Origin of the sequence: Nitrobacter vulgaris, from assembly GCF_002028545.1 — a bacterium.
Taxonomy (GTDB): domain Bacteria; phylum Pseudomonadota; class Alphaproteobacteria; order Rhizobiales; family Xanthobacteraceae; genus Nitrobacter; species Nitrobacter vulgaris.
On the sequence record NZ_MWPQ01000005.1, the window covers coordinates 99,464 to 125,104 of the forward strand.

The 25,641-nt window shown below is 58.2% G+C and carries 28 protein-coding genes and 1 pseudogene; 11 read left to right on the forward strand and 18 right to left on the reverse strand.

Translation table 11 applies throughout. The features are described 5' to 3' along the window. The first annotated feature begins 193 nt into the window (after positions 1-193). Positions 194-1,684, forward strand: coding sequence for a gamma-glutamylcyclotransferase family protein (locus B2M20_RS02300; RefSeq protein WP_079445487.1), 1,491 nt, complete (start codon positions 194-196; stop codon positions 1,682-1,684). A gap of 530 nt (positions 1,685-2,214) precedes the next feature. Here the strand turns inward: B2M20_RS02300 and B2M20_RS02305 are convergent. The 7 genes from B2M20_RS02305 to B2M20_RS02335 all read right to left on the reverse strand — a co-directional run bounded on the left by B2M20_RS02305 (position 2,215) and on the right by B2M20_RS02335 (position 7,034). Further along, positions 2,215-3,456: a replication initiator protein A gene (locus tag B2M20_RS02305; RefSeq protein WP_079445488.1), complete on the reverse strand. Its 1,242-nt coding sequence runs from the start codon at positions 3,454-3,456 to the stop codon at positions 2,215-2,217. Positions 3,457-3,546: 90 nt separating this feature from the next. Next, complete coding sequence (locus B2M20_RS02310) at positions 3,547-3,807, reverse strand: plasmid partition protein ParG (RefSeq protein WP_079445489.1); 261 nt, start codon at positions 3,805-3,807, stop codon at positions 3,547-3,549. Further along, positions 3,804-4,451 carry a ParA family partition ATPase gene (parA, locus tag B2M20_RS02315; protein ID WP_079445490.1) on the reverse strand — a complete coding sequence of 216 codons (648 nt, stop codon included), beginning with the start codon at positions 4,449-4,451 and terminating at the stop codon, positions 3,804-3,806. Before parA ends, B2M20_RS02310 begins: the two co-directional genes overlap by 4 nt. A 136-nt stretch (positions 4,452-4,587) precedes the next feature. Further along, positions 4,588-4,884, reverse strand: a complete 297-nt coding sequence (locus tag B2M20_RS02320; protein WP_244553383.1) for a hypothetical protein — start codon at positions 4,882-4,884, stop codon at positions 4,588-4,590. A gap of 8 nt (positions 4,885-4,892) precedes the next feature. Further along, positions 4,893-5,783 (reverse strand): phage integrase N-terminal domain-containing protein, encoded by an 891-nt coding sequence (locus B2M20_RS02325; RefSeq protein ID WP_079445492.1) that lies wholly within the window; start codon positions 5,781-5,783, stop codon positions 4,893-4,895. Between the two features lie 677 nt (positions 5,784-6,460). Then, positions 6,461-6,769, reverse strand: coding sequence for a type II toxin-antitoxin system RelE/ParE family toxin (locus B2M20_RS02330; protein WP_079445493.1), 309 nt, complete (start codon positions 6,767-6,769; stop codon positions 6,461-6,463). Beyond that, positions 6,759-7,034 carry a type II toxin-antitoxin system ParD family antitoxin gene (locus B2M20_RS02335; protein WP_079445542.1) on the reverse strand — a complete coding sequence of 92 codons (276 nt, stop codon included), beginning with the start codon at positions 7,032-7,034 and terminating at the stop codon, positions 6,759-6,761. The genes B2M20_RS02330 and B2M20_RS02335 overlap by 11 nt, the downstream gene beginning before the upstream one ends. Positions 7,035-7,076: 42 nt before the next feature. Here B2M20_RS02335 and B2M20_RS02340 point away from each other — a divergent pair, with 42 nt between their 5' ends. Continuing rightward, complete coding sequence (locus B2M20_RS02340) at positions 7,077-7,526, forward strand: hypothetical protein (RefSeq protein WP_244553385.1); 450 nt, start codon at positions 7,077-7,079, stop codon at positions 7,524-7,526. Positions 7,527-7,627: 101 nt separating this feature from the next. Here the strand turns inward: B2M20_RS02340 and B2M20_RS02345 are convergent, their stop codons facing one another. Continuing rightward, positions 7,628-8,224 (reverse strand): hypothetical protein, encoded by a 597-nt coding sequence (locus B2M20_RS02345; RefSeq protein ID WP_139372810.1) that lies wholly within the window; start codon positions 8,222-8,224, stop codon positions 7,628-7,630. A 336-nt stretch (positions 8,225-8,560) separates the two neighbouring features. Between B2M20_RS02345 and B2M20_RS02350 the strand changes: the two genes are divergently transcribed. After that, positions 8,561-9,991 (forward strand): hypothetical protein, encoded by a 1,431-nt coding sequence (locus B2M20_RS02350; protein WP_079445495.1) that lies wholly within the window; start codon positions 8,561-8,563, stop codon positions 9,989-9,991. 89 nt (positions 9,992-10,080) lie between these two features. On the opposite strand, the gene B2M20_RS19370 is transcribed toward B2M20_RS02350, so the two are convergent. Then, a complete protein-coding gene (locus B2M20_RS19370; protein ID WP_158081482.1) occupies positions 10,081-10,254 on the reverse strand; it encodes a hypothetical protein in 174 nt (57 codons plus the stop codon). A 25-nt stretch (positions 10,255-10,279) separates the two neighbouring features. On the opposite strand from B2M20_RS19370, the gene B2M20_RS02355 reads away from it, so the two are divergent. Beyond that, entirely contained in the window at positions 10,280-10,951 is a 672-nt protein-coding gene (locus B2M20_RS02355) for a glyoxalase superfamily protein (RefSeq protein WP_139372811.1), read from the forward strand. Here B2M20_RS02355 and B2M20_RS02360 read toward each other — a convergent pair. Then, positions 10,914-11,285 (reverse strand): annotated as a pseudogene (locus B2M20_RS02360) (recombinase family protein); the annotation flags it as partial. The gene B2M20_RS02355 and the pseudogene B2M20_RS02360 overlap by 38 nt on opposite strands. 264 nt (positions 11,286-11,549) lie before the next feature. Between B2M20_RS02360 and B2M20_RS02365 the strand changes: the two are divergent. The 7 genes from B2M20_RS02365 (at position 11,550) to B2M20_RS02395 (ending at position 16,868) form a co-directional block, all read left to right on the forward strand. After that, on the forward strand, positions 11,550-12,113 hold the full coding sequence (locus tag B2M20_RS02365; RefSeq protein WP_079445498.1) for a recombinase family protein: 564 nt from the start codon (positions 11,550-11,552) through the stop codon (positions 12,111-12,113). After that, entirely contained in the window at positions 12,110-12,334 is a 225-nt protein-coding gene (locus B2M20_RS02370; protein ID WP_079445499.1) for a WGR domain-containing protein, read from the forward strand. The genes B2M20_RS02365 and B2M20_RS02370 overlap by 4 nt, the downstream gene beginning before the upstream one ends. A 163-nt stretch (positions 12,335-12,497) precedes the next feature. Beyond that, entirely contained in the window at positions 12,498-13,571 is a 1,074-nt protein-coding gene (locus B2M20_RS02375) for a ComEC/Rec2 family competence protein (protein ID WP_139372812.1), read from the forward strand. Between the two features lie 6 nt (positions 13,572-13,577). Next, on the forward strand, positions 13,578-14,348 hold the full coding sequence (locus B2M20_RS18885; protein WP_139372813.1) for a hypothetical protein: 771 nt from the start codon (positions 13,578-13,580) through the stop codon (positions 14,346-14,348). Between the two features lie 217 nt (positions 14,349-14,565). Continuing rightward, positions 14,566-15,537, forward strand: a complete 972-nt coding sequence (locus tag B2M20_RS02385) for a hypothetical protein (RefSeq protein ID WP_079445501.1) — start codon at positions 14,566-14,568, stop codon at positions 15,535-15,537. A 339-nt stretch (positions 15,538-15,876) separates the two neighbouring features. After that, the gene (locus tag B2M20_RS02390) at positions 15,877-16,233 is read left to right on the forward strand and encodes a hypothetical protein (protein ID WP_079445502.1); all 357 of its coding nucleotides are present in this window, start codon (positions 15,877-15,879) and stop codon (positions 16,231-16,233) included. Positions 16,234-16,235: 2 nt separating this feature from the next. Then, positions 16,236-16,868, forward strand: a complete 633-nt coding sequence (locus B2M20_RS02395; RefSeq protein WP_079445503.1) for a DNA methyltransferase — start codon at positions 16,236-16,238, stop codon at positions 16,866-16,868. A 104-nt stretch (positions 16,869-16,972) separates the two neighbouring features. Here B2M20_RS02395 and B2M20_RS02400 read toward each other — a convergent pair whose 3' ends face one another. The 8 genes from B2M20_RS02400 to B2M20_RS02435 all read right to left on the reverse strand — a co-directional run bounded on the left by B2M20_RS02400 (position 16,973) and on the right by B2M20_RS02435 (position 25,116). After that, entirely contained in the window at positions 16,973-18,481 is a 1,509-nt protein-coding gene (locus tag B2M20_RS02400) for an FtsK/SpoIIIE domain-containing protein (protein ID WP_079445504.1), read from the reverse strand. A 20-nt stretch (positions 18,482-18,501) separates the two neighbouring features. Beyond that, on the reverse strand, positions 18,502-18,999 hold the full coding sequence (locus B2M20_RS02405; protein ID WP_079445505.1) for a hypothetical protein: 498 nt from the start codon (positions 18,997-18,999) through the stop codon (positions 18,502-18,504). Positions 19,000-19,060: 61 nt separating this feature from the next. Continuing rightward, on the reverse strand, positions 19,061-19,390 hold the full coding sequence (locus B2M20_RS02410) for a hypothetical protein (protein ID WP_079445506.1): 330 nt from the start codon (positions 19,388-19,390) through the stop codon (positions 19,061-19,063). Positions 19,391-19,444: 54 nt separating this feature from the next. Next, the gene (locus B2M20_RS02415; protein WP_079445507.1) at positions 19,445-20,605 is read right to left on the reverse strand and encodes a protein rep; all 1,161 of its coding nucleotides are present in this window, start codon (positions 20,603-20,605) and stop codon (positions 19,445-19,447) included. 197 nt (positions 20,606-20,802) lie between these two features. Further along, positions 20,803-20,988: a DUF1214 domain-containing protein gene (locus B2M20_RS02420; protein WP_244553386.1), complete on the reverse strand. Its 186-nt coding sequence runs from the start codon at positions 20,986-20,988 to the stop codon at positions 20,803-20,805. 179 nt (positions 20,989-21,167) lie between these two features. Further along, positions 21,168-22,139, reverse strand: coding sequence for an HAD family hydrolase (locus B2M20_RS02425; protein WP_244553392.1), 972 nt, complete (start codon positions 22,137-22,139; stop codon positions 21,168-21,170). A 142-nt stretch (positions 22,140-22,281) separates the two neighbouring features. Continuing rightward, positions 22,282-24,105: an arylsulfatase gene (locus B2M20_RS02430; RefSeq protein WP_079445510.1), complete on the reverse strand. Its 1,824-nt coding sequence runs from the start codon at positions 24,103-24,105 to the stop codon at positions 22,282-22,284. Positions 24,106-24,138: 33 nt separating this feature from the next. Further along, positions 24,139-25,116: a formylglycine-generating enzyme family protein gene (locus tag B2M20_RS02435; protein ID WP_079445511.1), complete on the reverse strand. Its 978-nt coding sequence runs from the start codon at positions 25,114-25,116 to the stop codon at positions 24,139-24,141. Positions 25,117-25,641 lie beyond the last annotated feature (525 nt).

The following is a 25,641-nucleotide window of genomic DNA, read 5'->3' on the forward strand; positions in this document are numbered from 1 at the left end:
GACCCAAGGGGGCGTCGCTACGTACCCGACAGCGGACCTATTATTGCTCACCTTGAGTTCTGTCGTTTATGACCCAAAGCCGACATCCCGCGTTGCCGCGCTGGATTTTGAAAGCTCAGCGACATCGGTTTATTGTTGAGGCTTTCGCAACCCACTGAAGCGCGGTGCGACGAGCCCATCGCGGGAGCTGATTATGTTGAAAGCTACCGCAGAGGAGATCGAGGAAGTCCGGGAATACTTTGAATGGCAGGCGCCCGACCTCGAAGTGACTTTCATGCAGAAGGTTTACTCGGAGGCCGTCATAAACACCCGACACGACGTGTGGGACATCCACACCAACAAGGATCGCTGGTGGGTCATCACAGGCGGCACAAATCTCTACTCTCAAGAACAGTTCCCAAATATGGACCTTGCTCTGACCTTCCATATTGGCCTGATCCTTCGCATCCCGCGTACAGAAGAACAGCACGAGGGCGATCAACGCATCCTCCCGTTCGGTCCCGTCTTCGAGAAGATAAAAGAAGCTGGCACCGCCGTGACACAGGCGCATAACCTCGCGGGTTATCAGGCCGTCGGCGTCCGCTGTCGTGAAACGCTACTTGAGCTGATCGCCGTTGCGCAGGATGCGGCAATTTGGACCGACACACCGCCGCAGCGTGCGAACTTCCGCGCGTGGACGGAGATCATCTGCAACGCTCTTTTGCCCGGCGACACCAACAAGGAGCGTCGCGGGGCCCTCAAGGGTGCGCTTGAGTCAGCATGGACGTTTTCCAACTGGCTTACGCACTCAAAGTCGGCGACTTGGCTTGATGCCGACATGGCGCATTCGTTGACCCAGCACGCCAGCGGCATGGCGATTTCACCTATCGTTCGCGAGTTGCGCGGTGTGCCTAATGAATGCCCGGACTGCCACTCACCGCGTCTCGAACCCGAACAGGCCGAAAATACCGCGGTACCCGGCGTACTTTGGGAACGACCGCGCTGCGCCGACTGCGGATGGACCGGTCGACCCGTTCCAATCCTCGACCTTGAGAATGGACAGGCCATCATCACTCGCGAAGGCGAAGATTCCGACGAGCACGGCATCATGACGGTTCCGCTGCGCACGATCGTGAAGCCCGGCAATCCGCCGATAGAGCCGCTGAAGGAAATAGAGACCGGGCCACCTGAGCCATTCGTCTATTTTGCCTACGGGCCCAACATGTCGACCGCCCGGCTGCGCAAGCACATGCCAAGCTGTAAGCCGCTTGGCACTGCTACCCTGCCGGGTCATGCGCTTCACTTCCATAAGCGCAGCATTGATAAGTCCGGAAAGTGCAACGCTTTTGCCAGTGGCAACGACAATAGCGTGATCGGAGTTCTGTTCAGCTTCGATCCTGCCGAGCGAGGCAAGTTAGATGAGGCCGAAGGCGTCGGCAGCGGCTACAAACACGCGATGGTCACGGTTATCAACGACAAAGGCCGCAGGCGGAAGGTTCTTACCTATCTCGCCACCCCCGACTACATCGACGACAGCCTCAAACCCTACGGCTGGTACAAGGACTTTGTACTTGCAGGTGGCAAGGAGCACGGCCTGCCGCCGGAGTATATTGCCGAATACATCCAGTCGGTAGAGGCGATCGAAGATCCCAACAAGACACGGGACAGGAAGCAGCGGACCACGCTCGGAAGTCCCGGGCGGTGAGATGACGGTGTGAGTTGCCGGTCAAGACTGCGAACGCGATGTCAGTTTCTAGCCCTTCTGCGAGATCGGGCAATATCTGCTATCCCGCCGCTGTTTGGGATTGAGCGGACAATGAGTACACGCCCTTATGAAGCCGGCTTTAAATGCTTTTCGTCATCGAACTAGGTTGGGTTTCATCCTCAACCTCGCAAATTATTTGAGCGCCGTTGTGGCGCGTCACAGTCGCACTCTGTTCTGCTCACCAGGGTGCGCTTCCTTCTTCGCCTCCTTTCTTTTTGACATTCACAAAAAAATCAGCCGAAGGCGTTTTAGGGGTGTTCATAGTTTTAAGAAGTTTTAGCGCGGCGTACCTTGGGGATATGCCAAAATCACTTCAATGCTTTCATGTGGTTGGGTGCCATCCACGTAGCCGATGTACGGCCTGCGAATAGCCGATGTACGGGATGTCATAGCCGATGTACGGGTTGTCATAGCCGATGTACGGCCATCGATAGCCGATGTACGATTTTGTCAAAATGGATTGTCAAAAATCAAATGGCAAAAGACAGCGCGCCAGACGTTTCCTTCGACGAATGAGCACCTTCGCCGCGAAACCGCATGCGCAGAAGCTGACCTCTCTGCCCGTCGATGAAGTCGAGGTCATAATCAGGAAACGGAAACATCTTGCTGTGCGCGACCAGCTGTTTCAGCATTTGGGTGAATTGCGGCAGGGCTTGAGGCGAGCCGCTGCGCTTGTGAATCTCCCCGATCGAATAGCGGGCTTCGGTGCGGCCGGCCGCGCGCCGCGCGAGGCGATACACCACGCGGCCAAGACCGAGGGTAATCAAGAAATAGTCCGGATTGAGCGTCAGGATTTGCGGCGTGCCCTTTTCGCGCACCACCGAATCATACACCCAGGTTGGGATATTGATTTCGACGTGGTCGATATGACCGTTGGCGGTTGAACTGACGACACGGTACTTGTCGATGAGCGGGACATTTACCACCTCGCGCCGTTTGCCGCCATACAGTGGGACAATCTTCACACGGGTGCCGGCCAGGCGATCCAGCGCCGCTTCAAGGCTTTTGTATTGCTTGCCGCCGGAGCTGCGACGGCAGAATTTGAGAATGTGCGAGGCGCTGGGGCAATAAGCGCGCGGCGGCAGGCTTGGCCGCAGTCCCTTGCTTTCGTCGATGCGGTAGCGCCGCGTTTCCTCGGCGAGATACGACACCATGTGCAGAAAGATGTCGTAGTCGAACACGGTGGCAAGACCATGCTCGGCGCTGCCGTCGACGGTGATGATGCTGTCGTTGAGTTCGTAACGAATGACCGTGGCGCGGCGGTTCTTGGCGATGCTGAAAGGCGCGATGTCCATCAGGTTCACGTCGTCCTTGAGCGCCGCGTCGTAGATCGCCGGCACGAATAGCGAGAACTGCTCGTCATTGGCCGGTGCCTCGCGTAACAGAGGCCCCGGCAGTTCAGCCTTGAGCATACCGGCCATATCCTCTTTACGTTCGCTGGCCTTGATGGTCTCGCCAAGACGGCGCAAGGCAGCCGCCAGTTCGGAGTCGACGACGCGCGGGTTCGCCTCGCTGGGTTCCAGATCGGCGAAACTGCGGCGCATGTAGAACCGACGCAGCCGGGCCAGGGCATTTTTATCCAGCTGGAATGGCGGCCGGCCGGATTTTGCCGAAAATTCGGCCGCCAGCTTTTGCAGGTAGTCATTGCGCTCATGCAGGCTGAGACCCGCGAAGGTATCGCGCGGCAACAGATCGAGCGTGAGGGAGTGCATGCGGCGGAATCTAGCGCTGCCAGTGGTGGCCGGCGAGCGCATCGCCGCCGAATTGGGCAGCTATGCCATCGCAAATACGATTTTGCGATTTTACGACAATGTGGGGAAATGCCTTTCCAGCAACTCGCGCACTTCATCGGCGATTTTGGCGCCGCGCCTGGCGCAATCCACCTTGATGCGCGCGTGCAGGCTTTCGCTCACATCGATCGTCAGACGCTTCATGCGTTCGGCCGGTGCCGCCGGTTCGGCGCGCGGTTGCAGATGCGGTTCAACCCCTTGCCCCACCCAGGCGTCGGCGGTGTTGTTCTCAACGACCTTGAGGGGCAATTTGAAGGCGATGTTCTTGCTCATGCAGCTTGGGCTTTCGTTGTCAGTTGAGCGGCGATGCTTCGTGCTAGCCGGGTGATTTCGCGCGCAGCCTCGCTGCGCGGGGCCGTCTCCAGCACCACTTGGCCGTTCATCGCGCTTTCGGCGTAGGCCACGCGCTGGCACAGGCTCACATCCGAAATGGTGCCGCTGAAATTGGCCAGCGCGGCATAGACTGCGCGGGCCAGCGCCGTATTTACGATTTTGCGATTGACCACAAATACGCTTTGCAAGTTTTCCCGGATTTGCCGGGCTTCCTCGACCAACCGTACCGTTTCTGCTGCGGCCCATACATCGTAAGGCGACGGCTGCACGGGAATGATGACGATGTCGCTGGCCAGGATCGCCGACCGCGCCAGCTCGCTGACGCGAGGAGCGCCGTCGATGATTACCACGTCATAATCGGCGGCCATGTCCGGCAATTCCTTGTGCAAGGTTGGCTTCGCCATGCCGACGACCGCAAAAAGCGGCTCGGCTTCCCGCGCTGCCGACCATGCGAGCGCGCTGCCCTGCGGGTCGGCATCGATGAACAGCACACGCTGCCCGCTCTTGGCGTATACGCCCGCCAAGTTGATCGCGATGGTGGTTTTGCCAACCCCGCCTTTCTGATTGAGGACTCCAATGATCATCGTGTTTGTGCCTTTGCGATTTGTCGCAATTACGATTGCACGACAAAGGCCGTTTGACAGCTACCTGGCTGAAACCAGCGCTGGCTCTGTGGCTGTTTCGCCGCAAAAACGCCTTTACGATTTTACGACGATGCGATTACCAGGAAATCTCAACGTCGAAACCGCTGGCCTGGCGGCCCGCCTCAAGAGTGGCTGTTCGCGAAATCCAGTCCACCGTGAGCGCGTTCTGCTTCGCCCATTGCCTGAGCATATCCGCGCCATCCGTTTTGCTGAGGTCGATGCCGTCGGGCAGAGGTAAACGCAGCGCACGATGGCCGTTTTTTGCGGCATCGTGGAGCTGCAGCTTTATCTTGTCGCTGCGCAAATGCTCGGCTGCTAACCGCTCTAGCGCCACTTGTCGCGCGCGCTCCAGCTCTGGAACCAGCTTGGCCAATTCAAATTTCATCTTGTCCGAGTCTGCGCCTTCGCGAAGCGACTGCCAAGATAGGTATCGGTGACGTTCAGCCGGCCGTGGCCCAGTTCGTTGCTGATTTGCATGCGGGCGCGGAAGTCCGCCGCTTTCTCGGTGCGGCTCAACCGTTCATGCGTCGCGCCGCCTGCCGCAGGGCAGGGGCGGCCTGTCAGCGTTTGATACCGCCATTGTGCATACCAGTGGCGATGGCCGTGCATGTTGCGAATGCCGACGCCCCAAGTCTCGTGCTCGACATCCTTGCGAAAATCAATGTAGCGCTCTCCCTGTGGAATCAGTGAGCCGTCGCCGCACACCCTTCGCAGTTCATCGAGCAAGGCACGCTGGCGCGGATGCGTGATCGGAATATCGCGGGCGCGGCCGCCCTTGCACCAGCTCGGCTGCATTACCAGTCGATCGCCTTTATCGGCCTGCCCGACCCGGAATTTCAGGCTTTCCTCCAACCGCATGCCGAACGCCATTTGCAAGCGCAGCGCGAGCTGGTGACACAAGGGAAGGGCGGCGAGTTTTTCGCCTTGCACGACATGGGCGCGGTTGCCGGCGAAGGCCGCACGTTTGGCAATGCCGGCGCTATCGTTGTCACGCGGGACCACGTTGGGTTTACGCACTTTAGCGGCCCACCAGCGTAACCATCCCATGCGGTTTTTCATGGTACCGGCCGAGAGGCGCGCCGCGCGCCAATGATCAAGCAGGGCCTCGACATGGCGCGGCTTCAAGGACGACGCGGCCGGAAGCTTGAACCCAAGGGCGCGCAGGTCGCGCGCCATGAGCTGCAAGCCCCGGTGTCGTTGCATGCGCGTCAGATACGACCCGTCACCATCGCCCAGGGCGATGCCTTTCAGGTCATAGGCTAGCACATCCATTCTCGTTGCTTTCGTGAGTGTTTATGACCGCCGTTGCAGCCTTGGCTGCAATGGCCCGCCATTCGGCGGAGTGGTCGCTTCAACACGGCGAGCGACGCCGCATTGCCTCGTTCTGGTCTGTAACCGGTTCGCTACCAGGAATGCGGCCAGCTCTTCCTGCGCTGTGCACTGGCATTGCCGACGTGTGGCGTGTTCCTGTCATTACTTCCCTCCTTCGGGGTTGCGGCTGGCATTGCCCGTGGGGTTGCACACGCCGCGTGGTTGCCGGGATACGCCCGGCCGCTTTGGTCTCGTCATGGCTTGCTCCTTGAAAAGGTAGTGGCCTTGCGGCCGGGGTTTCCGCGTGTTGCGCGGTGGCAGCCGGACATCATGCTTCTGGCACTCGCCGGCACTCCGGCGATGCAGGGACCGTGCCTATTCTGCACGGCCTGAAAAATCCCCGTGTTGGTTGGAACATCGAACCGCCATGACGTATCCGCAGGGCTTGCGGTTCGCGCCCTCACTACCGAGGGCAGCGAGTAGTGAGGGCGCTTTCAGCGGTGTTGCCGGTTTGCCGGCATCGGGGAGGGAGCCTCCCCGAACCCTTCCCGTGGTGCTTAGGGCTACGCCACCCAGCACCCAGCGGAGGTCGTTGCGCACGCCTCCACACCACCAGGCGGCAGGGATACCCTGCACCCCTATTTACGTTTACGCAGCGTTCGCCTCAATTCCTGGCCGGCGTAGAGCACGCCAACAATCTCGACCCGCTGTTTACGCAAGCGATATGCAATGGTCACGCGCCGCTCCATGGTGATGGTGCGCAGCCCAGACAGAATATCCTCGCGGCTTCGCCCGCGCTCGGGGAAGTCTGCCAGGCTCATACACATGGCATAGATGCGGTCGAGATAGCCATTGGCTATAGCCAAGCCGGCCTCCATGGCTATGTAATAGCCGAGGTCGGCCATTTGGTTCTCGGCGCGACGTAAGAAGACGACCTTACGCGACACGCTTCGCGGCTTTCACCTTCCTGGCGATCCGCGTCCGTACCCGCTTGAAAACCTCGTCAATCGGCGAGGGCGGCCGTTTGTCGGCAACTGAGGCCAGGACCTCTTGCCGCAGCCACTCATCAAACACGGCATCGCGCTCGCTCATCAGGCGGAGCGCGTCATTCATGACTTCGCTGGCGTTCTCGTATCGGCCGGAATCCAGCTGTTGTCGGAGAATCGCCTGCTGCTTCGAGCCGAGTTCGACGTTGATTGCCTTGCCTGCCATGAGTTTGTCGCTTTCCTTTGACCGAACCATACCACGGCCGACATGCTGATGCAGCAGTTTCGTGGTACTGTCAGCGCATGCTGGCGGCGCGCATCATCCGACAGCATGAAGCTGCGCCGCCGCCCGCATATTATCGCCCCGGCCGACATCACCAAGGGTGCTCAGGCTGAATCCGCTTTCCGCAAATGGCTTGACGCGGCCGTGCTGCCGCACATTTATGTCGAACAATCACCCCTGACCGTGCCGGAGCCGTTGCGCGAGCAAATCAAACGCCCCGATTACATCGTGGGGATTCCCGGCGTCGGGATGGTGGCTTTCGACGTGAAGGCGAAAACCATCTATCCCGAAGGGCTGATATTCGACCTCGACGAGGTGCCCGCGGTGCGGCGTAGCAAGGTGTTGACGTTGTGCATGCCCATCGAGCGCGCGTTGCTTGTGTCGATGGATGAGCCGTTTTATTCAGCGTTTGTTCGTGCTGTTGCTTTGAATTGATCGGCGTGCCGTTCCGGACGGGCTTTAAACTGCGTTCGGAGCTGCGGCGCTATCTCCGCCCGTGCGGGTGACAATCCCTCACGCAAAAGCCCAGCATAGCCTCATTGCTTTCGAGGTGTTCCCCAGATGCCTGTATACCGGTAGCAAAACGGAGCGCGATGCAGTTTTGTTTTCTCGTCGAGTTCGCCGGGCATATTAACATTAGCGACGTTGTTCTTAAAGATCAGCTCGGGGCCATCGAACCAATCGCCGTCCGCGATGACGCTGCAATCCGCCTCCCATTTGTGGGATACCTTCACGTGAGCGCGGGTGATTTCGTAGTCAGTATCGTTTTTCGTGACGGTGAAGATCATCGGAGGATTGTCGAAATTCTTGCTTCCCATCAAAACGACGCCGGGGTCTTTGTCAAAATCCGGCATCATGCTGATATCGAGGCCTTTACCAAGGTAGGACAGCGGGAGTTCTTCTTCCTTACGAAACCGGATCGCGCATACCTTCTGAACCGTATACATCGCGACTGACGGTTGGCCGCGCATTTCCCTGACCACACATTCATCGTAAGAGCTAGGTCGATCCAGATACCACACAACGCCGCCTGCGATGACCGCCGCCGCAATGACGCTCAAGGTAATTCCAACAAACCACCTAAACATTACGTCTCCTGACAGGCCGATCTCAGAAAAAAGCCCTTTCAGCAATCTCCAGCCAGCTGGTGATCGTGTCAAACATGATGGATTGGCGTGCCTTCACAGGCCGAGTTTTAAACTACGTTCGGAGCTGCTGCGCTATCTCCGCCATCCGGGTCACAATCCCTTACGCAATACCCCGCGCAGGCCGCTTGGCGTTCAAGCCCTGCCTGCGGCTCCAGGTGTTCGCCTCGGCACCACAAGGGCAGGGGGCTTGAGCGCGCGCCTGGCGCAGGCAAGCGGCTGGCCATTGCCTAAGCCGGAATGCGGCTTGGGCAAGCCACACACATGACGCCAAAGTAAACGCGGCGCGATACAGATTCAGCGGCTTAGCCTTATTATTAGTTCATGCGCGCTGTGTTGCTCGGGTTGATGCTGGCCTTATTGGCGAGCGTTGCTGTGGCCCAGGACTGGGGTAACATCGCCGTCATTTCCTCGACGCTGGGCAACAACACCAATCGCCTGTGTATTGGCGAACATTCAAGGGCTGGTGACATCGGCTGCCCCACCTATGCGCCGAGCCTGACGACAGCAGGTGATGTGAGCGTGAGCGGTAATTTGTCGGCGGCGACCTTCATAGGTGACGGCAGCGGCCTGACCGGCGTCATAGCGTCTTCCGTATCGCCCGAAGTCATCAGTATCAACGATCTGTCTGACGCGTCCAGCACGGTGGCCAGCGGCAATATGTTCCTGGGGTCGCTGGGCGGTAGTAGCATCACCACTGGCACTTACAACGTTGGGCTTGGCATCGGTGCCCTGGCCAGTGCCACCTGGGCTACACAAAACACGGCCATTGGTACCCGAGCCCTGGCTAAAACAGTCAGCAGCGCCAATAACGTCGCTATTGGGTATAACGCGTTGAACGCTGATACCTCCGGCAGTAACAACGTTGCTGTCGGCCCTTGGGTGCTTTACCTGAACTCGACCGGTACCGGTAATATCGGCATTGGCAATGGCGCCATGACTTACAACCGAACCGGCGGCAGCAACATCGCCATGGGCTTCCAGCATGTCCTGGAAATGAACCAGACTGGTAGCAGCAACATCGCCCTGGGTTACTTTGCGCTCTACAGCCATATGATGCCGTCCGGGCTTATCGCCATCGGCGAAAAATCAATGGCGAACATCTCGGGCACGAGCGGCGCTGGCAATAGTGCCGTGCGCAACACGGCGCTTGGCTATTACACCCTTGTCGGCAGCAGCACGCCCACAAACAATACTGCCAGCGATAACACCGTATTCGGCTATAAGGCAGGTAACGGCGCCAACCTGACGACGGCCAGCGGCAACACCTTGATGGGTTCTATGGTGGCTGATGGTATCACCACCGGTAACAGTAATACTGCTATAGGCGCCTATGCTGGCCGCCTCATCACCACCGGCACCAACAACATCACCATCGGCGCCAATGCCGATGTACAGAATGGCACCGGCAGCAACCAGCTCAGCATCGGCAATGCCATCTTTGGCGACCTCGGCCGTGCGTTCAACACCTACATCGGCATCAACATCAACAGCCCCACGGTCGCACTGGAGGTCTCCGGCACGGTATCGGCTTCGCGCTTTGTGGGCGACGGCAGCAGCCTGACCGGCATTACCTCCGCTGGCGACCGCATCGTGAGCGGCTCGGCGTTCGTGAAGGCACTACAAGGTGCCGGTGGCGAAGTATCCGGCACGCTCAAGCTAACCAGCAGCGGCAGCGAGCCGTGCGATGCCGCGCACTACAACACGATGCGCATCGACCCGGTTACCCACTTCATAGAGGTATGTCGACCGTAAATATCATTCATGGTTGCCGCCACCGTCGGTTTTAAACTGCGTTCCGAGCTGCTGCGCTATCTCGGGGTCGTTTGCGGAAGGGCGAAATCCTACGCTAAGCCGAGGACCACTTTCGCGAGCTCGACATTGCGCGAATCATTCTCCGCCAATAGTTTGACGCTTGGCACCGTGCGGCCAGCCGCTTGCTCCTCTGGAATGGCGAAGGCGCGGATAATCCTGGTTTGACCCTTATGGGCGACCGTCAGCAATGCAAGCACTGACAACGACGCGCCCTTTGAGGATCAAACTATGTTTTCCTTTTCCGACTCGAAATCTATGGCTAAGGCTCTTCGCAAAGTTTTGGAGGAGCACAATCTGCAGCTTTCACACAGCGCATGCCTTGAAATCGTCGCTCGCCAACTTGGTTTCGCAAATTGGCAGGTTCTAAGTGCCGTTTGCGAACATGAAAAACAACTAGCCGTGATTGTTTTCGTGGAACATGGTCGCCAACAGGAAGCCGCCGCATTTTATAGGTCGGCGTTTAACGCCTCCCATATGGGAACGCATGAAGATAGCAATGTTCTCTATGCAATAGATCTCGACTTAGGCGGGATCAAAATCACGGTCTCTGGTGCCAACCCGAGGCGGGAGGCGGAGCCTCATCGAGGAGGCCCTTTCTTCCCGAAGGCAAATGGCGCGGTAAATTCGATTTTTTCGCTCACGGTCGCAGATGCTGAGAAGACGCTGCAGCAGGCCATTGCTGCAGGAGGAACGATCCGAAATCGCCTTGAGATCAGTGACGAACGTAAGCGAGTGGCAAGCTTTTTCGATCCATTCGGGCATGTCTGGGCTTTGACTGAAACGCAGCGAGTAAAGATTTCGCCTCGCGAACTGGATGAACTGCGTGCGGCCGAGCTGGCCCGCATTCGGGAGGCCAGATGTATTACGCCTGCCCCAGAACCCGCAGGCCATAATCTCTGAGTTCACCTTTCGGGCCAACATATCGGTAAAGAGTGACAGGCTCGATCCCCAGTTCTTTGCACAGCTTGGAAACGGACGTGTCACGCTGAGCCATTGCGGCTTGGGCTAGGCTCACCTGCGCTTTAGTGAGGGCGAATTCTCGCCCTCCCTTTCGTCCGCGCGCTCTTGCTGCGGCGAGACCGGCCATGGTGCGCTCACGGATCAGATCGCGTTCGAATTCGGCCAGTGTGGCGAAGATACCGAACACCATACGGCCGGATGCGGTCGTGGTGTCGATCTTGGCACCTTTCCCTGTCAGCACACGCAGGCCAATCTTGCGTTCTGATATTCGTCGCCATCACAGACGTATCGAATTGCTGTGGCGCCTATCTCGGACAGACACTAAAGCGATTTACTTCCCCACGAACGCGGCAATCTCGCGCAGCGGAATACGCACGGGCATCTCCCATGCCTGACAGGGCCTGCTGAATCGCCATACCCTTGATGCAACAGGGCTACAGGCGGTGTTGCGTGCGTGCAAAATTTAAGAATTCTGCACGTTTCTTTTGACGCTGATTTATCAGTGGCTTATTATGCCGCATAAATCAGTTGCGAATGTATGAGCAGAAAACGCCGCCTTATCGGGTACGCTCGGGTCAGTACGACCCAGCAGGATTTAACGCGCCAGCTGAAGGCGCTGAAGCAGTACGGCTGCAACCCGGTGTTTAGTGACAAGGCTTCGGGCAAGAGCCTAGCCGGTCGGCCGCAGCTCGAACTGGCGATTGAGCAGCTACGCAAGGGCGACCAGCTGGTGCTGGCCGAGTGGGACAGGGCCACACGCTCGATTTGGGACGGCCTGCATATCATCAAATCCGTCATCGAGGCCGGTGCCAGCATCCGCGTGCTTGATAGGTCTTACATCGACCTCGACACCCCCATGGGCAAAGGATTCATGGCGCTGTTTTCAGCCATGGCCGAGGACGAGCGCGAGCGCATCCTCAAACGCACCAACGAGGGCCGTAGGCAGGCGAAGGCGCGCGGAGTGAAGATGGGCCGCAAACCGAAGCTCAAGGCCGTGCAGCTCGCAGAGATACGCGAGCGCCTGGCCAACGGCGAATCCCAGGTGAAGCTGGCCGAGTCTTACGGCGTTCACCGCTCGACAATATCAAGGGGGCAAGCATGACCGCGATCGTTCTCACCCGCATCGACCCAACACAAAAAATGCAGCGGTTCTATAAGCTCGACGTGCAGCCCGATTTGTTCGGCGGCTGGTCGCTTATTCGGGAATGGGGGCGCCTCGGTCGCGCGGGTCAGGTGCGCACCGAGAATTACCCGACGCGCGGCACCGCCGACCTAGCCATGGTTGGCCACTACAGCCGCAAAGCCCGCAAGGGGTATCACTGACTAGATTTCGTGCCGTGGCTGTGGCTCAAAAGCCCCGGTGTTTGCCGGGGCTGACATTAGGCCGATCAATACACTATTGCGATCTTCTGTTGATCATCATGATTGCATTTTTCTTGTATCACACCGTCTGGTAGCATGCTCGGAATCATGTCGGAGGGTGGAATTGGCCGATTATTTTGAAGTCGATTTTTTAGACGTTGAAGCTAAGAGCAGCGGCGACGCCATTTGTGTTCGGTACGAAATAGCCGGAAAAACCTATATCCACGTTGTGGATGGCGGGTATCAAAAGACAGGACAATCCGTCGTCGACCACATCAACAAGTATTACGGCAATCCTCAGCGCATCGATCATGTTATCTGCACTCATAACGATGGAGATCATGCTGGAGGGCTGCAGACCGTGCTCGACAGCTTTGAAATCGGCGCGCTCTGGATGCTCCGACCTTGGCTCTATTCGGATCAGCTTATTGGTCGCTTTCCGACCTATTCCAGTGTTGACAGACTCCGTAGCGCGCTTCGTTCGGCTTTCCCCAACCTGGCAGCACTCGAAGACATCGCGAACAAACGCGGCATCCAGATCGTCGAGCCATTTCAGGGTGCCACGATCGGTGCGTTCTGGGTCATGGCCCCGACGCGCCAACGCTATTTTGATCTGATCGTTGAGTCCGGCAAGACGCCGGAAGGTGCCAAGGACGAAGGGATACTTGCGAAAGCCGGTGCGTTCGTTGTGGAAGCAGCCAAACAGGTTACAGCCTTGGTACGGGCGGCTTGGGGAGATGAGTATTTTCCGGCAGGAGAAACAAGCACCGAAAACGAAATGAGCGTGGTGCAGTACACGCGCATTTTAGACAAGAGCATTATGCTTACTGGCGATACTGGTCGGAGTGGCCTTCGGGAAGTGATCGACTACGCCAAAGCTCTCGGCATTCCGCTACCCGGCCTTCACTACTTCCAGGTGCCGCATCATGGTGGACGCCACAACGTCACTACTGATCTACTCGACGAACTTCTCGGGCCTCGTTTAGCCAATCAACAGAACGGCACGTGGACTGCCGTTGTTAGCTCGGCAAAGGCAGACCCGGACCATCCTCGCAAATCTGTAATCCGTGCCATGATTCATCGCGGCGCGAATGTGCTTACGACGGAAGGCTCGGGCAAGTGCGTGAGCAAAGGCGCCCCCGATCGAGGGTGGTATGCTGCAACGCCGGAGCCTTACCCGCCCGAGCAAGAGGACTAAAGCGCAGTGGTTGAGGATCTAAAAAACTTGTTCGATGGGTACAGCCGGCAGGCCCGGCTGTTTCCAGCGCTGCTGACAGTTTTTACGCCGCTCGTGACAGCCCTTGCATGGTTTCCAGAGTTGGTCACGTCTCATATCGGCTCGACATTGCTGACCATCGCAACGTCGTGTGGTTTGCTCTATTGGCTCAGCTCAATAGCCAGAAGCCGTGGCAAAATTGTCGAACGACGATTGCTGGACGAGTGGGGTGGCTGGCCCACGACTTATCTATTGCGGCACACGAGTAGGCTAGATGAACACACCCGCCGACGGTATCACCAATATCTAGCGGCTCGTTTGCCTGACCTGCAATTTCCGTCGCATGCCGACGAGAAGAAAAATCAGGTCGCAGCCGATGCAATTTATGCCTCCGCTATTAAGTGGCTAAAGGAGAAAGTTCGCAAAACGGCGCCCCTCGTCGATAAAGAAAATGCACAGTACGGATTCCGTCGCAATATGCGCGGAATGCGAACTATGGGTTTGTGGGGCGCCCTTATCGCAATCGTAGCGTCGCTAGTGGCTATAGCCGCTCAGATCGATGTCTGGCCACAGGCCGTTGCTGACATGAAGCTTTTCATCGCTGAGCTACGCAAAGCGGGAAATCCCGCAATCTGGGGCGCGTTGGTGATCGACATCCTGGCCGTCCTGGCTTGGACGCTGGTGGTTAACGATGAGTGGGTGAAGGGCGGCGCCGAGCAGTACGCCGAGGCATTGTTCGCAACGTGCGAACGATCTTAACGCTACGCAGCCGCAAGCTGAAGCGGGGGTACCGATAACGTGCCTACAAAATCGCAAATGCGATTCCACGACGCTGTGCGTCATCTCGCTAGAGTAAGCTCGCCGCGAGCGGCCGTGCACACCGGTGAATCTTCTGACATGTCCGAGCTTTCCAACCTAAGGTCATTTATCACGGCTTTCGCAGGATATATCGCAGCGGAGGCAGCGCGATCTTAAGATGTCATCCGAAAATGAAAGGCAGGTATTTCCAGGAATCGAATCGATATTGAGGGCGCTGGCAAAGGTACCAGACATCAAGCCAATGGCTATTCCCAAGCTCGACATGGCCGCTCTCGCCAAGGTTCAGGTCGATGCCTTGGCCGTATTCCCGGAAATCCAAAGGCGCCTAGCGGAACAAGCAAGGCCGCTGGTTGAGTTGCAGCGCAGGCTTGAACATGCCGCGCTTCCCTCTCTCGAAGCCGTTCAACGAATTACGGAGAACGTGAAGCGAGTTGAAGCGCTCCTTCCACGACCGTCACCTCAACAAATACGACTCTTTGAGCAACTGGAGAAAACAGAACGACGCAAACGCGTCCTCGATAGGATCGGTTTGTTGCCGCACCCCTCCACACCCTTTGCATTGCTTGATGGTGACGATGCCGACGATGTTCTTAAGATCAAGATTGAGCAGCATTACCGCGACAACTGGAAAGAAGTTTGCCACGACCTTGAAAGTCGCGCGCAGAGGTTTGATGTCGATGACGAAGCGAAAACCACATTAGCCGAGGCCTTAGCCGCACACCAAAGCGGATTCTACCGTGCTGTATGTCGCCTCCTTTTGCCGGAAATTGAGCGGGTTGCTCGCGTCGAGCTAAGGGGAGATTGCCTTGGTAGTCTGAAGATTGAAAAGGTAATCGGCGAACCAGGAATGGAATTGACGATCAGCGAAACCAACCCGCCTGGCTATTATGCTCTCGGGCTCTATGAGCGGTTGACCGATCATATCTATGTTAAGGTAGATGAATTAAATAGGTTGAAGTTAAAGTCTGATCCGGTTCCCAACCGGCACGCGGCCATTCACGGGCTAATCGTTTACAACTCGGTTTGGCATTCCCTGAATTCTATTTTTTTGACGGATTTTGCATTTCAAGTGGTGTCAGGCATCAAGCGCTTGGGACGAGAAGCGAAAGCTGCCGATTCTGCTACCTGACCGCGAAGCTTGTTATCCTGTAAGGCCGCTTGGACGTTGTGCACAGTCATGCCGCCGATTTCATTGCTGGCGGTGTTTTCGCCACGACATCGACGAGTCTGCCGCGCGACGCTTAGCGTGTCCCTCACAACAGCTTTTGTAGGGCAGAGCCTTTTGACAAGCTACAGAGCTGCGGCCAAATAAAAGCCCCGCTCAACCACGGGGCTCACCCATCCTACCACACATTGCGCGCCGGTATCGAAGGAAAATGGTGAGCGCATGCGTTCGGCCGCCGTGCGGCCTCCGCAAGCGCCTGACCTTTCCTTGGGTATAAACTGAAATAATGAAAGCATACTTCCCATGGCCTCAACCACATGGAGCACTACCGTCACCATCAAAAACGACAACGAAGCCGTACAACAGATGCGGGATTTTCTCCGGTACAACGACGGCATTGTGCCGTACCGCAACGGCGATGTCGTCGCCAAATACCTGCGGCACATCATCGATAGCAGCAACGCATTTGGCGGCATACAGGCGGAGGTGGCTGCGTCACGCCCCTATGTCATCTCTCAACACAGCAAGGGCCTTGAACATGAACCGCACTCCTTACTGGCGCCACCTTCGACCCAGTTTGTGCGGAAGCTGAAGCAGCTCGCCAGTTGTGCCTTCGGCGCTCTTATTCTGCTCGCTCTTGCCGTGACGTTTGCGGGGTAACCATGCAACAGTCCACCATCCTGCAAGGCGACTGCATCCAGACCATGCGCGAGCTTTCCAGCGCATCCGTCGATTTCGTGCTGACAGACCCGCCTTATGGCGTGCGCTATCGTTCACGCGACGGTCAGACGATTGCCAATGATAACCACCTGGCATGGCTTTACCCGGCTTTTGCCGAGGTTTACCGCGTCATGAAGCCAGGCTCGCTGTGTTTCAGCTTCTACGGCTGGCACGCTGCCGACCAATTCCTGACGGTCTGGAAAGCCCTCGGCTTCCGGGTTGTCGGTCACGTTGTCTTTGCCAAGCGCTACGCGGCTTCGCGGCAGTTCTTCGAGCACCGCCACGAGCAAGGCTATCTCCTCGCCAAGGGCAGCGCCACGCTTCCCGCAAAGCCGCTGCCGGATGTGGTGCCGTGGGCCTACACCGGCAACCGGCTACACCCGACGCAGAAACCCGTGAAGCCGTTGCAACGCCTCATCGAGTCATTCTGCAAGCCAGGCGGTGTCGTGCTTGACCCGTTCTGTGGCTCCGGCTCGACCCTGCTTGCCGCAAAACTCACCGGGCGCTGCTTTATCGGCATCGAGCTTGACGCTGGACACCATGCCACGGCGCTGAAGCGACTGACGGCCGCATGACATGAATCCCTTGAGATGTTACAAGGTATCTAAGGAAAAAAGAGGCGGGGGCTGCGCGCGGCCGCTGACGCGGCCGTGCTCGCCACCCGCCGGAATATTTGCGATCAATCCAGTACTACGCCGGGCGCGATTTGCGCTTGCAACAATTTGATCCCGCCTCCGCCTGCATCATAGAAATAGTAGCGGCCGGTGGGCAGCGTGGTCGGGTACACTGATAGCTCATTCATTTCCTGTCCGCTCATGTCTAGCAGCCCGGAGGCTGTGAGAGCATTGCTCTGGCGCAGCACCAGCCTCAACTCGAGGTTGTTCCGCAAGGAGGAGGCCATCGAATCTGTCGTGGCCTTCTGCAACGCGCAAACAAGAGTAATGCCGAGGGCGCGCGCACGACGGGACAGGCTCACCATATTAGCCTCAAGCCGCTTTGTTCTCGCCCTGGCTTCCTTGTCACTTGCCGTGTCGATTTCGGTTTGCAACTCGGCGTATTCGTCTATGACGACCACGACGCGATCGTGCTGCGGCCAGTTTTGCCAGCGGTTTTGCCGCATGACTTCCTGTCGCTCGGCCATCAACCGCATGAGATCATCGATGACGCGGCACACGTCGCCAAACTCCCACACCACTTCCGTTTTGACACTGTCGCGGTAGCGATCGAACTCAATGCCACCCTTCAAGTCGACGAGCACCAGCCGGCCGATTTCCGGCAATTGCACAAACTGCTGACAAAGGGCGTGAAGCAGGACGCTCTTGCCACTGCCGCTGACACCCGCAACAAGCATGTGCCGCAGCTGGCGGACCGGCACCACCCAATCCTCGCCGGTTTTTACCCGCGTTCCAAACACGACGGCAGCAGGGACGCTTGTGAGCGCAATCGGTCCCTCAAGGCGCAAGAGCCGTTCAGCCATCACCTTCTGCTCAGCTTCGTGCACCGACCGCTCTCTTTCGGATTGCTCATGCTGCCGAGCCCATTCCAGATCCCGTTCGGCGTTAGCAATCAGATTACCAAGCGTTGCGCGAACGTCGGGAAGCATCTTCAAGTTTGGATCGTTCAGCCAATCTTTCAGTTTGGCCTGACCGCCGCTCTTGATGATCGCAATTGCCCTGCTGGCGTCTGCTTCCACGAGTAATTTAAATCGCGAGGTGAACGCCGCCAGTTCGCGCTTTCGGTTTTCGTGCGCGACCTCCTCCTCGCGGATAGCCTTGACCTGCGGTGCACAGGTACGCTCGATGTGCTGTATCACCTCCCGCAAGATGTAAAGGCGCTTTGCTTCAGGCTCGATCGGATGCTCTTCGCCAAAATGAAAGACATAACCTTTGGACCGGGTGAAGGGCAGAACATATCGAAACCGCAAGTTGTCGGTGTAGTAGGCGCCCGGAAAGGGGTAGTCGATGACCGATGCAAACGACTCCCTGTTGCCTTCACCCTTGCATTCCTCCGGCACATCCGCGATATGCCACCCGCCATGCGCGACGATTATTCCGCCAAGGCTGCCTGTCCAGACCGGCACACCGTCCGGCAAACGGTCGCCTGTTTTGCGAGGCCGATTGTCGGCAATCATTTTTGCGGCGCCGCCCACGATCAGGGCCGATACCACAACTGCGAATATTTCCATCATTTGCGCGACCCTGAGGCGGCCTAGCGTCGCCGTACGCTATTGAACAGCTGCTGCAAACGCGGCGTGAGTTGGAGATCGTCATAGTGCGGCGCCGTGCCGAGCGGCTGGGGGCCGAGACGCTCTATCTCTGCATCCGAGAGCTTTACACGCACGCCCGACTCGTACTCGATATATTGCTCAGTCGTTTCGACGAGCCCCCGGTGCAGTAGTTTGTAAAGCCACGGTGCGCGTCCGGCGTAGTTAGTCGACTTCGGCTCGAACACCTCACCGACTTCTTCGAGCTGAAAGATGGTACGGCGGACAAGCCGACCAACCTTTGCCTTGGGCATTGGCGGCGGTTCACCAGATGCCTTGTAGTAATCCTGCACGCACTCGTGCTCGAACAGACCCTGGTCCTTAAGACGAAAGCCGATAGGGTGCTCATTTTGCGCGTTGGCACGATGCACATCGCGCATGAACTCCTTGCGGCTGATCTCGCCGCTCGCAACCTTCGCGTAGTAGTCACCAAGCTTGCTCATTTTCTGATTTCCTCGGAAAAGGCGGCCGGGCGTAATTGCCCGGCCGTAGCGTTTGGCCAGATCACGCGGTTACGGGCTTTGAATCGGTTGTCCGCGGGCGCCGGTTTTCTGGCGCTGGGGCATCCGCCTTGAGGTCGCGCACAAACCGGAAATAGAGGCTGCTCTCGACCGCGACCGCGTCGATGGCAAACTCGATTTCGGAGCCGCGAGGATAGCGCGTGGCGTATTCCTCGACCGACACGCCATCCGGCATTTTGATATTCAGCATTTCAACAGCGTCCTTGCTGTTGAGCCGTTGCAGCTGGACGGCGAACGAGGATTTTCCCTCGAACGTCGCGCGCTTGTGGCCGATGACTTTGCCGCGAGCGAGTATGATTGCGAAGTCGTCCATTCTGGACTCCATGAATTGATGAGGTTTCGGGGAAGTCGGTGTTCCGGGCGAGCGCTATGGGGGCATGGCAAACCTCCCGGGTTCTTCAAACGTGCGGGCGACGAGGAAATAATCCGCATCACTTCCGCGAACCCGCCACACGTAGACTTCCGTGCAGATGAAACGACCGAGGTCGGCGGGCGCCTGCACGCCTTCGATATCCTCGGGGAATTCGCCCAGCTCCAGATCGTCGTCGCCCTGCAGATTGCGCGACATCGACAACATGCGGCGGTTTTTGGTTGCGTCGAGGAACGCGCGCAAAGGCGCGTTGTAGTGTGGCCGCAGGCCTTGGCCGTCGCCAGCGTCGTAAAGCTCCAAATGATCGGAGCCGACCAGAAGTGGCTTGCCGTTGCGCGCCACGATCAGGCTTGTAGGCTTGGCCTTGTATTTGCTGATCTCACGGAGGCTTTTGCGGCCGTCTTCATCGATCGGCGCCTTTACGCCCCTGAGAACCCGCACGTCCACCACCGGCCGGTAGGACAATCGCATGCACTTTTGTGTCTGAAGCGCCCATCTCTCCTGGGTGAGGTAGATGCCCTTCTCGCGCCGGAAATAATCGGGGCCGAAGATAAGCAAATAATGGGCGTGGGGACCCCACAACCAGCTTACCGGGTGCCTCGCCAGCTCAATGCTTCGGACCCAGCCCAGCACCGCCCGCCTGACCGGGGCACTCCGCATCAGGGCACTAGTGCCTTTCATGATCGCGGAGGTTGCGTCTTTCAGTTCATGGGCGGGTACAGCCTCGTTTGTGACGGTCAACATCACGGCCTGACTGCCGGGGTGCCTGGCCATGAACCGGGCCACTTTCCGTTCGATCGCAGCGGCCTGCCGCCGCGCGTCGCGACGCTCGCGATCCGGGCATCCCGGAACCCCGCATTCGTGCGCGACGTACCGGGCGCCGCGTTCGTGGACGTGCTTGTAAACTTTGGTGCAACAATTCCGCAGGCGGAGGCCGTATTCGGACTTGCCGATAGCGTCGCAGCCGTTGGCGAGGACTGCTTTCGACAGCTGACGGAAGCGGCGCTTCGCATTGCCCTCGCGCCTGCCGGCGTCGGGCAGGTCGCTTTCGCCCGCATCCACTGGCGGGTCGTCGGGATCGCGGGCGTAGTGCAGGAAATCTTGCCAGACGCCGGACTCCTGCAGCCCCGCGCCGAACGGCAATCCGGCCTGTATCATCGTTCAACCGGCCGGCTGGATCAGGACCAGTAGACCAGCGGCGTACCCGACGAGGTGCGGGCGTGCTGGAAAATTCGTGAGGCCGCACCATGCGCGGGAAGTTTCCCGCACTCTGGTTGACGCTATTGTGTTAGCGGGGGATTCTCGATCCCCTTCCGGGACGCCATTTCCGAAGTTCTAGTTTGCAGCCTCGTCGCCTAACTGACTCGCTGAACCGCCGGTGGCATCCAGGTGCCATCCACCAACGCCGCCTTCGGCCAGTATGCACGTACATAGAGGGTGAAATCGCTACCCTTAGGCGCCGGCAGCCAGTTGTCGCGCTGCGCGGCCGGCGGTGCGTCGGCCTGCACACCATCGGAGTTGTGTTTCAGCGCCTTGCCCACCACAGCGATATGTTTTGCATGAACAGTTCACCGGTTGGCCACCGTGCGCCCACGCAGTAGTGCGCGATGATTCCGAACGTCAGGAATACGCCAAGATGAAGAGGCCGAGGCCCCATTTGGCAAAGTGCGTACCGATGATCATGACCTCATCTCCTGCAGCTCGCGACTTGCATTGCTGGCTACGGCTCGAATGCGAAAACCCTGTTCCAGTCCTGCTTCATATCGACGACAGTCCAGCCTTTGGCCTTCGCCTCCTCCCAAGCTTTGTCGAGTTGCCCGACCTTCGACGGGTGATCGTAGGCATATTCACGCGCCGCATCGGTGTGGTGCACGATCCCGGCAAAGCGCGCCCCGCTTCCCGCCATGGTCCATTGCAGCATCTGATGGTCGCCGTCCGAATTACCGAAGGCGAGAATCGGGCGCCGGCCGATCATCATGTTGATGCCGACGGGCTTGCCCGGCCCATCGTCGATGAATTGGACCTTGGCCGTCTTCAGCAACGACGGCCTGCCCGCGGTGTCTAACTGATATTTTGTGACGCCGGACGAGCCGATCACTTGCTCGGGCGGAATGCCGTAGGCCTTTTCCGCCCACACCCGCATGAACTCGACGCCGCCACCCGACACGATAAAGGTCTTGAAGCCGTTGGTTCGCAGATAGGCCAGCAGTTCGACCATCGGCTGATAGACGAGCTCGTTATAGGGTCTGTTGAAGCGGGGATGTTGCGCGGTTGCGAGCCAGTCGGCGACCGACTTTGCGAATTCATCCGTTGTCATGCCGCTATGCGCCGCAGTCACCAGAGTCAGCAGGCCTTTCTCGCCTTGCTCGGCGAGCGCCTTCTTGTCACCGGAGAGGAACGCCTTGAACTGCTGCTGGCTTTTCCATTCCGGATGATGCGGCGCCATCGCCTTGACGCGGTCGAGCGCAAAGGCGGCTTGAAAATAGATCGGCTGCTCACACCATAGCGTGCCGTCATTGTCGAACACCGCGATACGCTCGGCCGGAGGCACGAAATCCGCGCCGCCTGGTGTCGTGACCCGCGCGACGAAGTCGGTGATTGATGTCCTGACCGCGCCGCTATTCCAGGACGGCAGCGGGTCATTCTGCGCGAGGGCGTTGGAATACGGAAGGATGACGCAACAGAACCCCATCAGCACAACGAAGACGGCGCTCCGAACGACGGTCGCAAGGGACGCAACCATAGCAGTCCTCACACAGGTTTGAGAGTGAAGAGGTTGAATCAACCCGGCTCGCTCGTAGACGAGCCGGGTGACGCGCGGTGTGGCGACGCGCCTATTTGACCCCGCGTTGCTGAATTTGCTCGTCGATCATCCTGTTCAACCCGCCGCGAATGCGGTCGAGGTCGAGGTTCTTCTTGAACGACTCCCTGCGTTTGATGCCATCCATCTCGCTTTCCAGGATGTTCGCTGGATTGAAGCTCGGCGGGAATGAGCGCGGCGGAAAGTCCTTGAACGACGCCGCAAACTGAAAAACCTCATCCATGACGCCATACATGAAGCCGACATGATCGAGTTGCCAATCCCAGAAGGTGTTGGATGTGAAGTCTGCGCGTTCGAATGGATCCTGAAACAGGTTGAAGATTTTTTGCAATCGGAGGGTCGTGAACGGTTCGGCCCACAGACCCATGGTGCCTTGCATACGCTGCTCAGAGAACACGCATTTGTAGTCACCCTGCCGATAGGCCACCAGCAAACCGTCGTCGTTCGAATAGAAGAACGCATTGCGAGCGCTCTTGGTGCCGTTGTTGTTCGCGGCACTGCCGCTCACGTTGCGCAGGAAGTTCGATTGATCGAACCCATCGAGGTGCACCTTGTAGTTGATGCCGTTCGCGGTGTAACCCGCCTTGAGCTTGTTGACGATGTCCGGCTCGCCCGCAATGGCGCAGAAAGTCGGTATCCAGTCGTTGTGGCTCATCAGTTCATTCGAGACGGTGCCGGGTTTGATGGAGCCCGGCCAGCGCACGAGGCACGGCACGCGGAACGCACCTTCCCAGTTGGTATTTTTCTCCGAGCGGAACCAGGTCATGGCGCCGTCCGGCCAAGTATTCATGTGGGGACCATTATCGCTCGAGTAGATGACGATGGTATCGTTCGCGATGCCCATATCATCCAACGCTTTGAGCAGCGTGCCGACCGTGTCGTCGTGCTCCATCATGCCGTCGATGTACTCGCTGTCGCCGTGTGTGTAGCGGCCGCGGTGTGAGGCACGGACATGTGTTCGCAAGTGCATGCGGGTGCCGTTGAACCAGCAGAAGAACGGTTTCCCGGCTGCCTTTTGCCGTTTCATGTAGTCGATAGCCGCCGCCGATGTTTCATCGTCGATTGTTTCCATGCGCTTCTTGGTGAGCGGGCCGGTGTCTTCGATCGTCTGTTTGCCGATTTTTCCGAATCTCGGATCGACGGTAGGATCATCGTGGTCGGTCGCCTTGCACTTCAGGACGCCGCGCGGCCCAAATTTTGCGCGATAGGCCGGGTCTTTTGGATAGTCCGGCAATTCCGGCTCTTCCTCCGCATTGAGATGATAGAGGTTGCCGAAGAATTCGTCGAAGCCGTTCACGGTCGGTAGTGATTCATTGCGGTCACCGACATGGTTCTTGCCGAACTGGCCGGTCGCATAACCAAGATTTTTGAGCAGGCCACCAACCGAGGGGTCCAACTGGCTCATGCCCATCGGCGCGCCAGGGAAGCCAACCTTGCTGAGCCCGCTGCGCATGATGTGCTGGCCGGTGAGAAACGCCGAGCGACCCGCGGTGCAGGACTGCTCGCCGTAATAGTGCTGCATCTTGAGACCCTCGCGGGCAATGCGGTCGATGTTCGGGGTTTCGTACCCCATCAAACCGTTCGAGTAGGCGCTGATATTCGCGATGCCGACGTCGTCGCCCCAGATCACCAAGATATTTGGCTGCCGGCCGGGCGGAGACGTTGTTGTCGTGACCGGCGCAGCCTTTTGTCTCTGGGCCTCCGCGGGTGCCGCCATTGTCGCCAGTGTCACCAGTGCCGACGAGCCCAGCAGAATATTCCGGCGACTGAGAGCGTGATTGTCGGCCTTGTTCGATGGAGCTACGGGTTTGTCTTGGTCGTTCGTACTGCTCGTCATTGCACTCTCCGTTCTTCACAAGGAAGTTGAAGGTCACTGCGCAGCGAGTTTCCTTGTCACACAGCGAAATCCGACATGGCTGGTCGACGTATCGACCGGCTCGGCGTGACGCGCGGCGGGGCGGTAGCGGCGGCAATAGTTCGGCGCGCAGAGGTGCGAGCCGCCTTTGAGGACTTTGCGAGGAATCTTGATGCTTGGCTGGCAGGGATCGTAACTCGCGTCCTCTCTGCCGCCGCGCGGGTTTTCGGGGATGCAGCACGCCTTGGGCGCATCGGCTTCATGCTTTGGGGTGTACCAGTCACTGGTCCACTCCCACACATTGCCGATCATGTCGTGCAGACCGTAACCATTCGGCGGAAATGCCGTTACCGGCGAAGTGCGTTCGTAGCCGTCTTCATTCAGGTTCTGCCGCGGGAATTCGCCCTGCCAGGTGTTGGCCATGTGGTGGCCGTTCGGCGTGAATTCATTTCCCCACGCAAATTCCATCCCCTCGAGTCCGCCGCGCGCGGCAAACTCCCATTCTGCCTCGGTCGGCAGTTCCTTGTCGGCCCAGGTTGCATAAGCCAGCGCGTCGGCATAAGCGACGTGGACCACCGGATGATGGTCCTGCACGTTGATGTTGCTCTTCGGTCCATAAGGATGCCGCCAGTCGGCACCCTTCATGAACGTCCACCACTGGCTCCAGTCGCGGAGATTGACTAGGCGCGCGGGCGGACAGAAAACAAGCGATCCCGCATAAATCATCTCCGGGCGAGCGCCTGGATAGTCCTTGGGATCCGGCGGCACCTCCGCGACGGTGACATGGCCGGTTGCTTTCACAAACTGTTTGAACTGCCGGTTCGTGACAGGTGTTTTGTCGATCCAGAACCCATCAACCGTCACGCGATGGCTGGGCGCTTCTTCGGGATAGTGACGGTCGGAGCCCATGCGGAACGTGCCGCCGGGAATCCAGACCATCTCATTCAATGACGCGCTGGCTCGCCCGGGTTTCTGAACATCGGCCTGCGCCATGGTGATGCCCCCGTTGCTCCAAGGCTATTGGGGGCAATAATCCCAGAAGCCCTGCCTGCGGGAGGAGTCCGTGTAGTACCAGCAGATTCCAGGCGAGGGCGCCGCGGATGCAGGCAAAAATTTCACTGGCGAAAAAGATGATAATGCAGCACGGACGGCTTTAAATTCACACAGCGACATTTGTCAGGCCCACCACTTCTCGTGTTTCAGGACCACCGAACGAACGGACGTGTCAGCCTTGTTGTCTTTAGTATTCGCTGAAAGAACTTCCGCGGTCGCTTGGCAATGACTTCAAGTCAAACAGTTGCAGCACAGTTTAACGTAATTCCTTAAGGATGTCATGGGTGGTTTTTGCAAACGTAGCGCGGTGCCGCACGCTCGTTAAAAATCGGCTTTCGTCCGCTTGGACAATGGGGAGAAAATTTGATGCGAGTTGTTCACGCCGCTTCCTGGACGGCGGACAGGCAGAGTATTCGTTCCGACACTTGCAGGGTCATGACGTCAACGAGAGCGAAACAGTTTGGG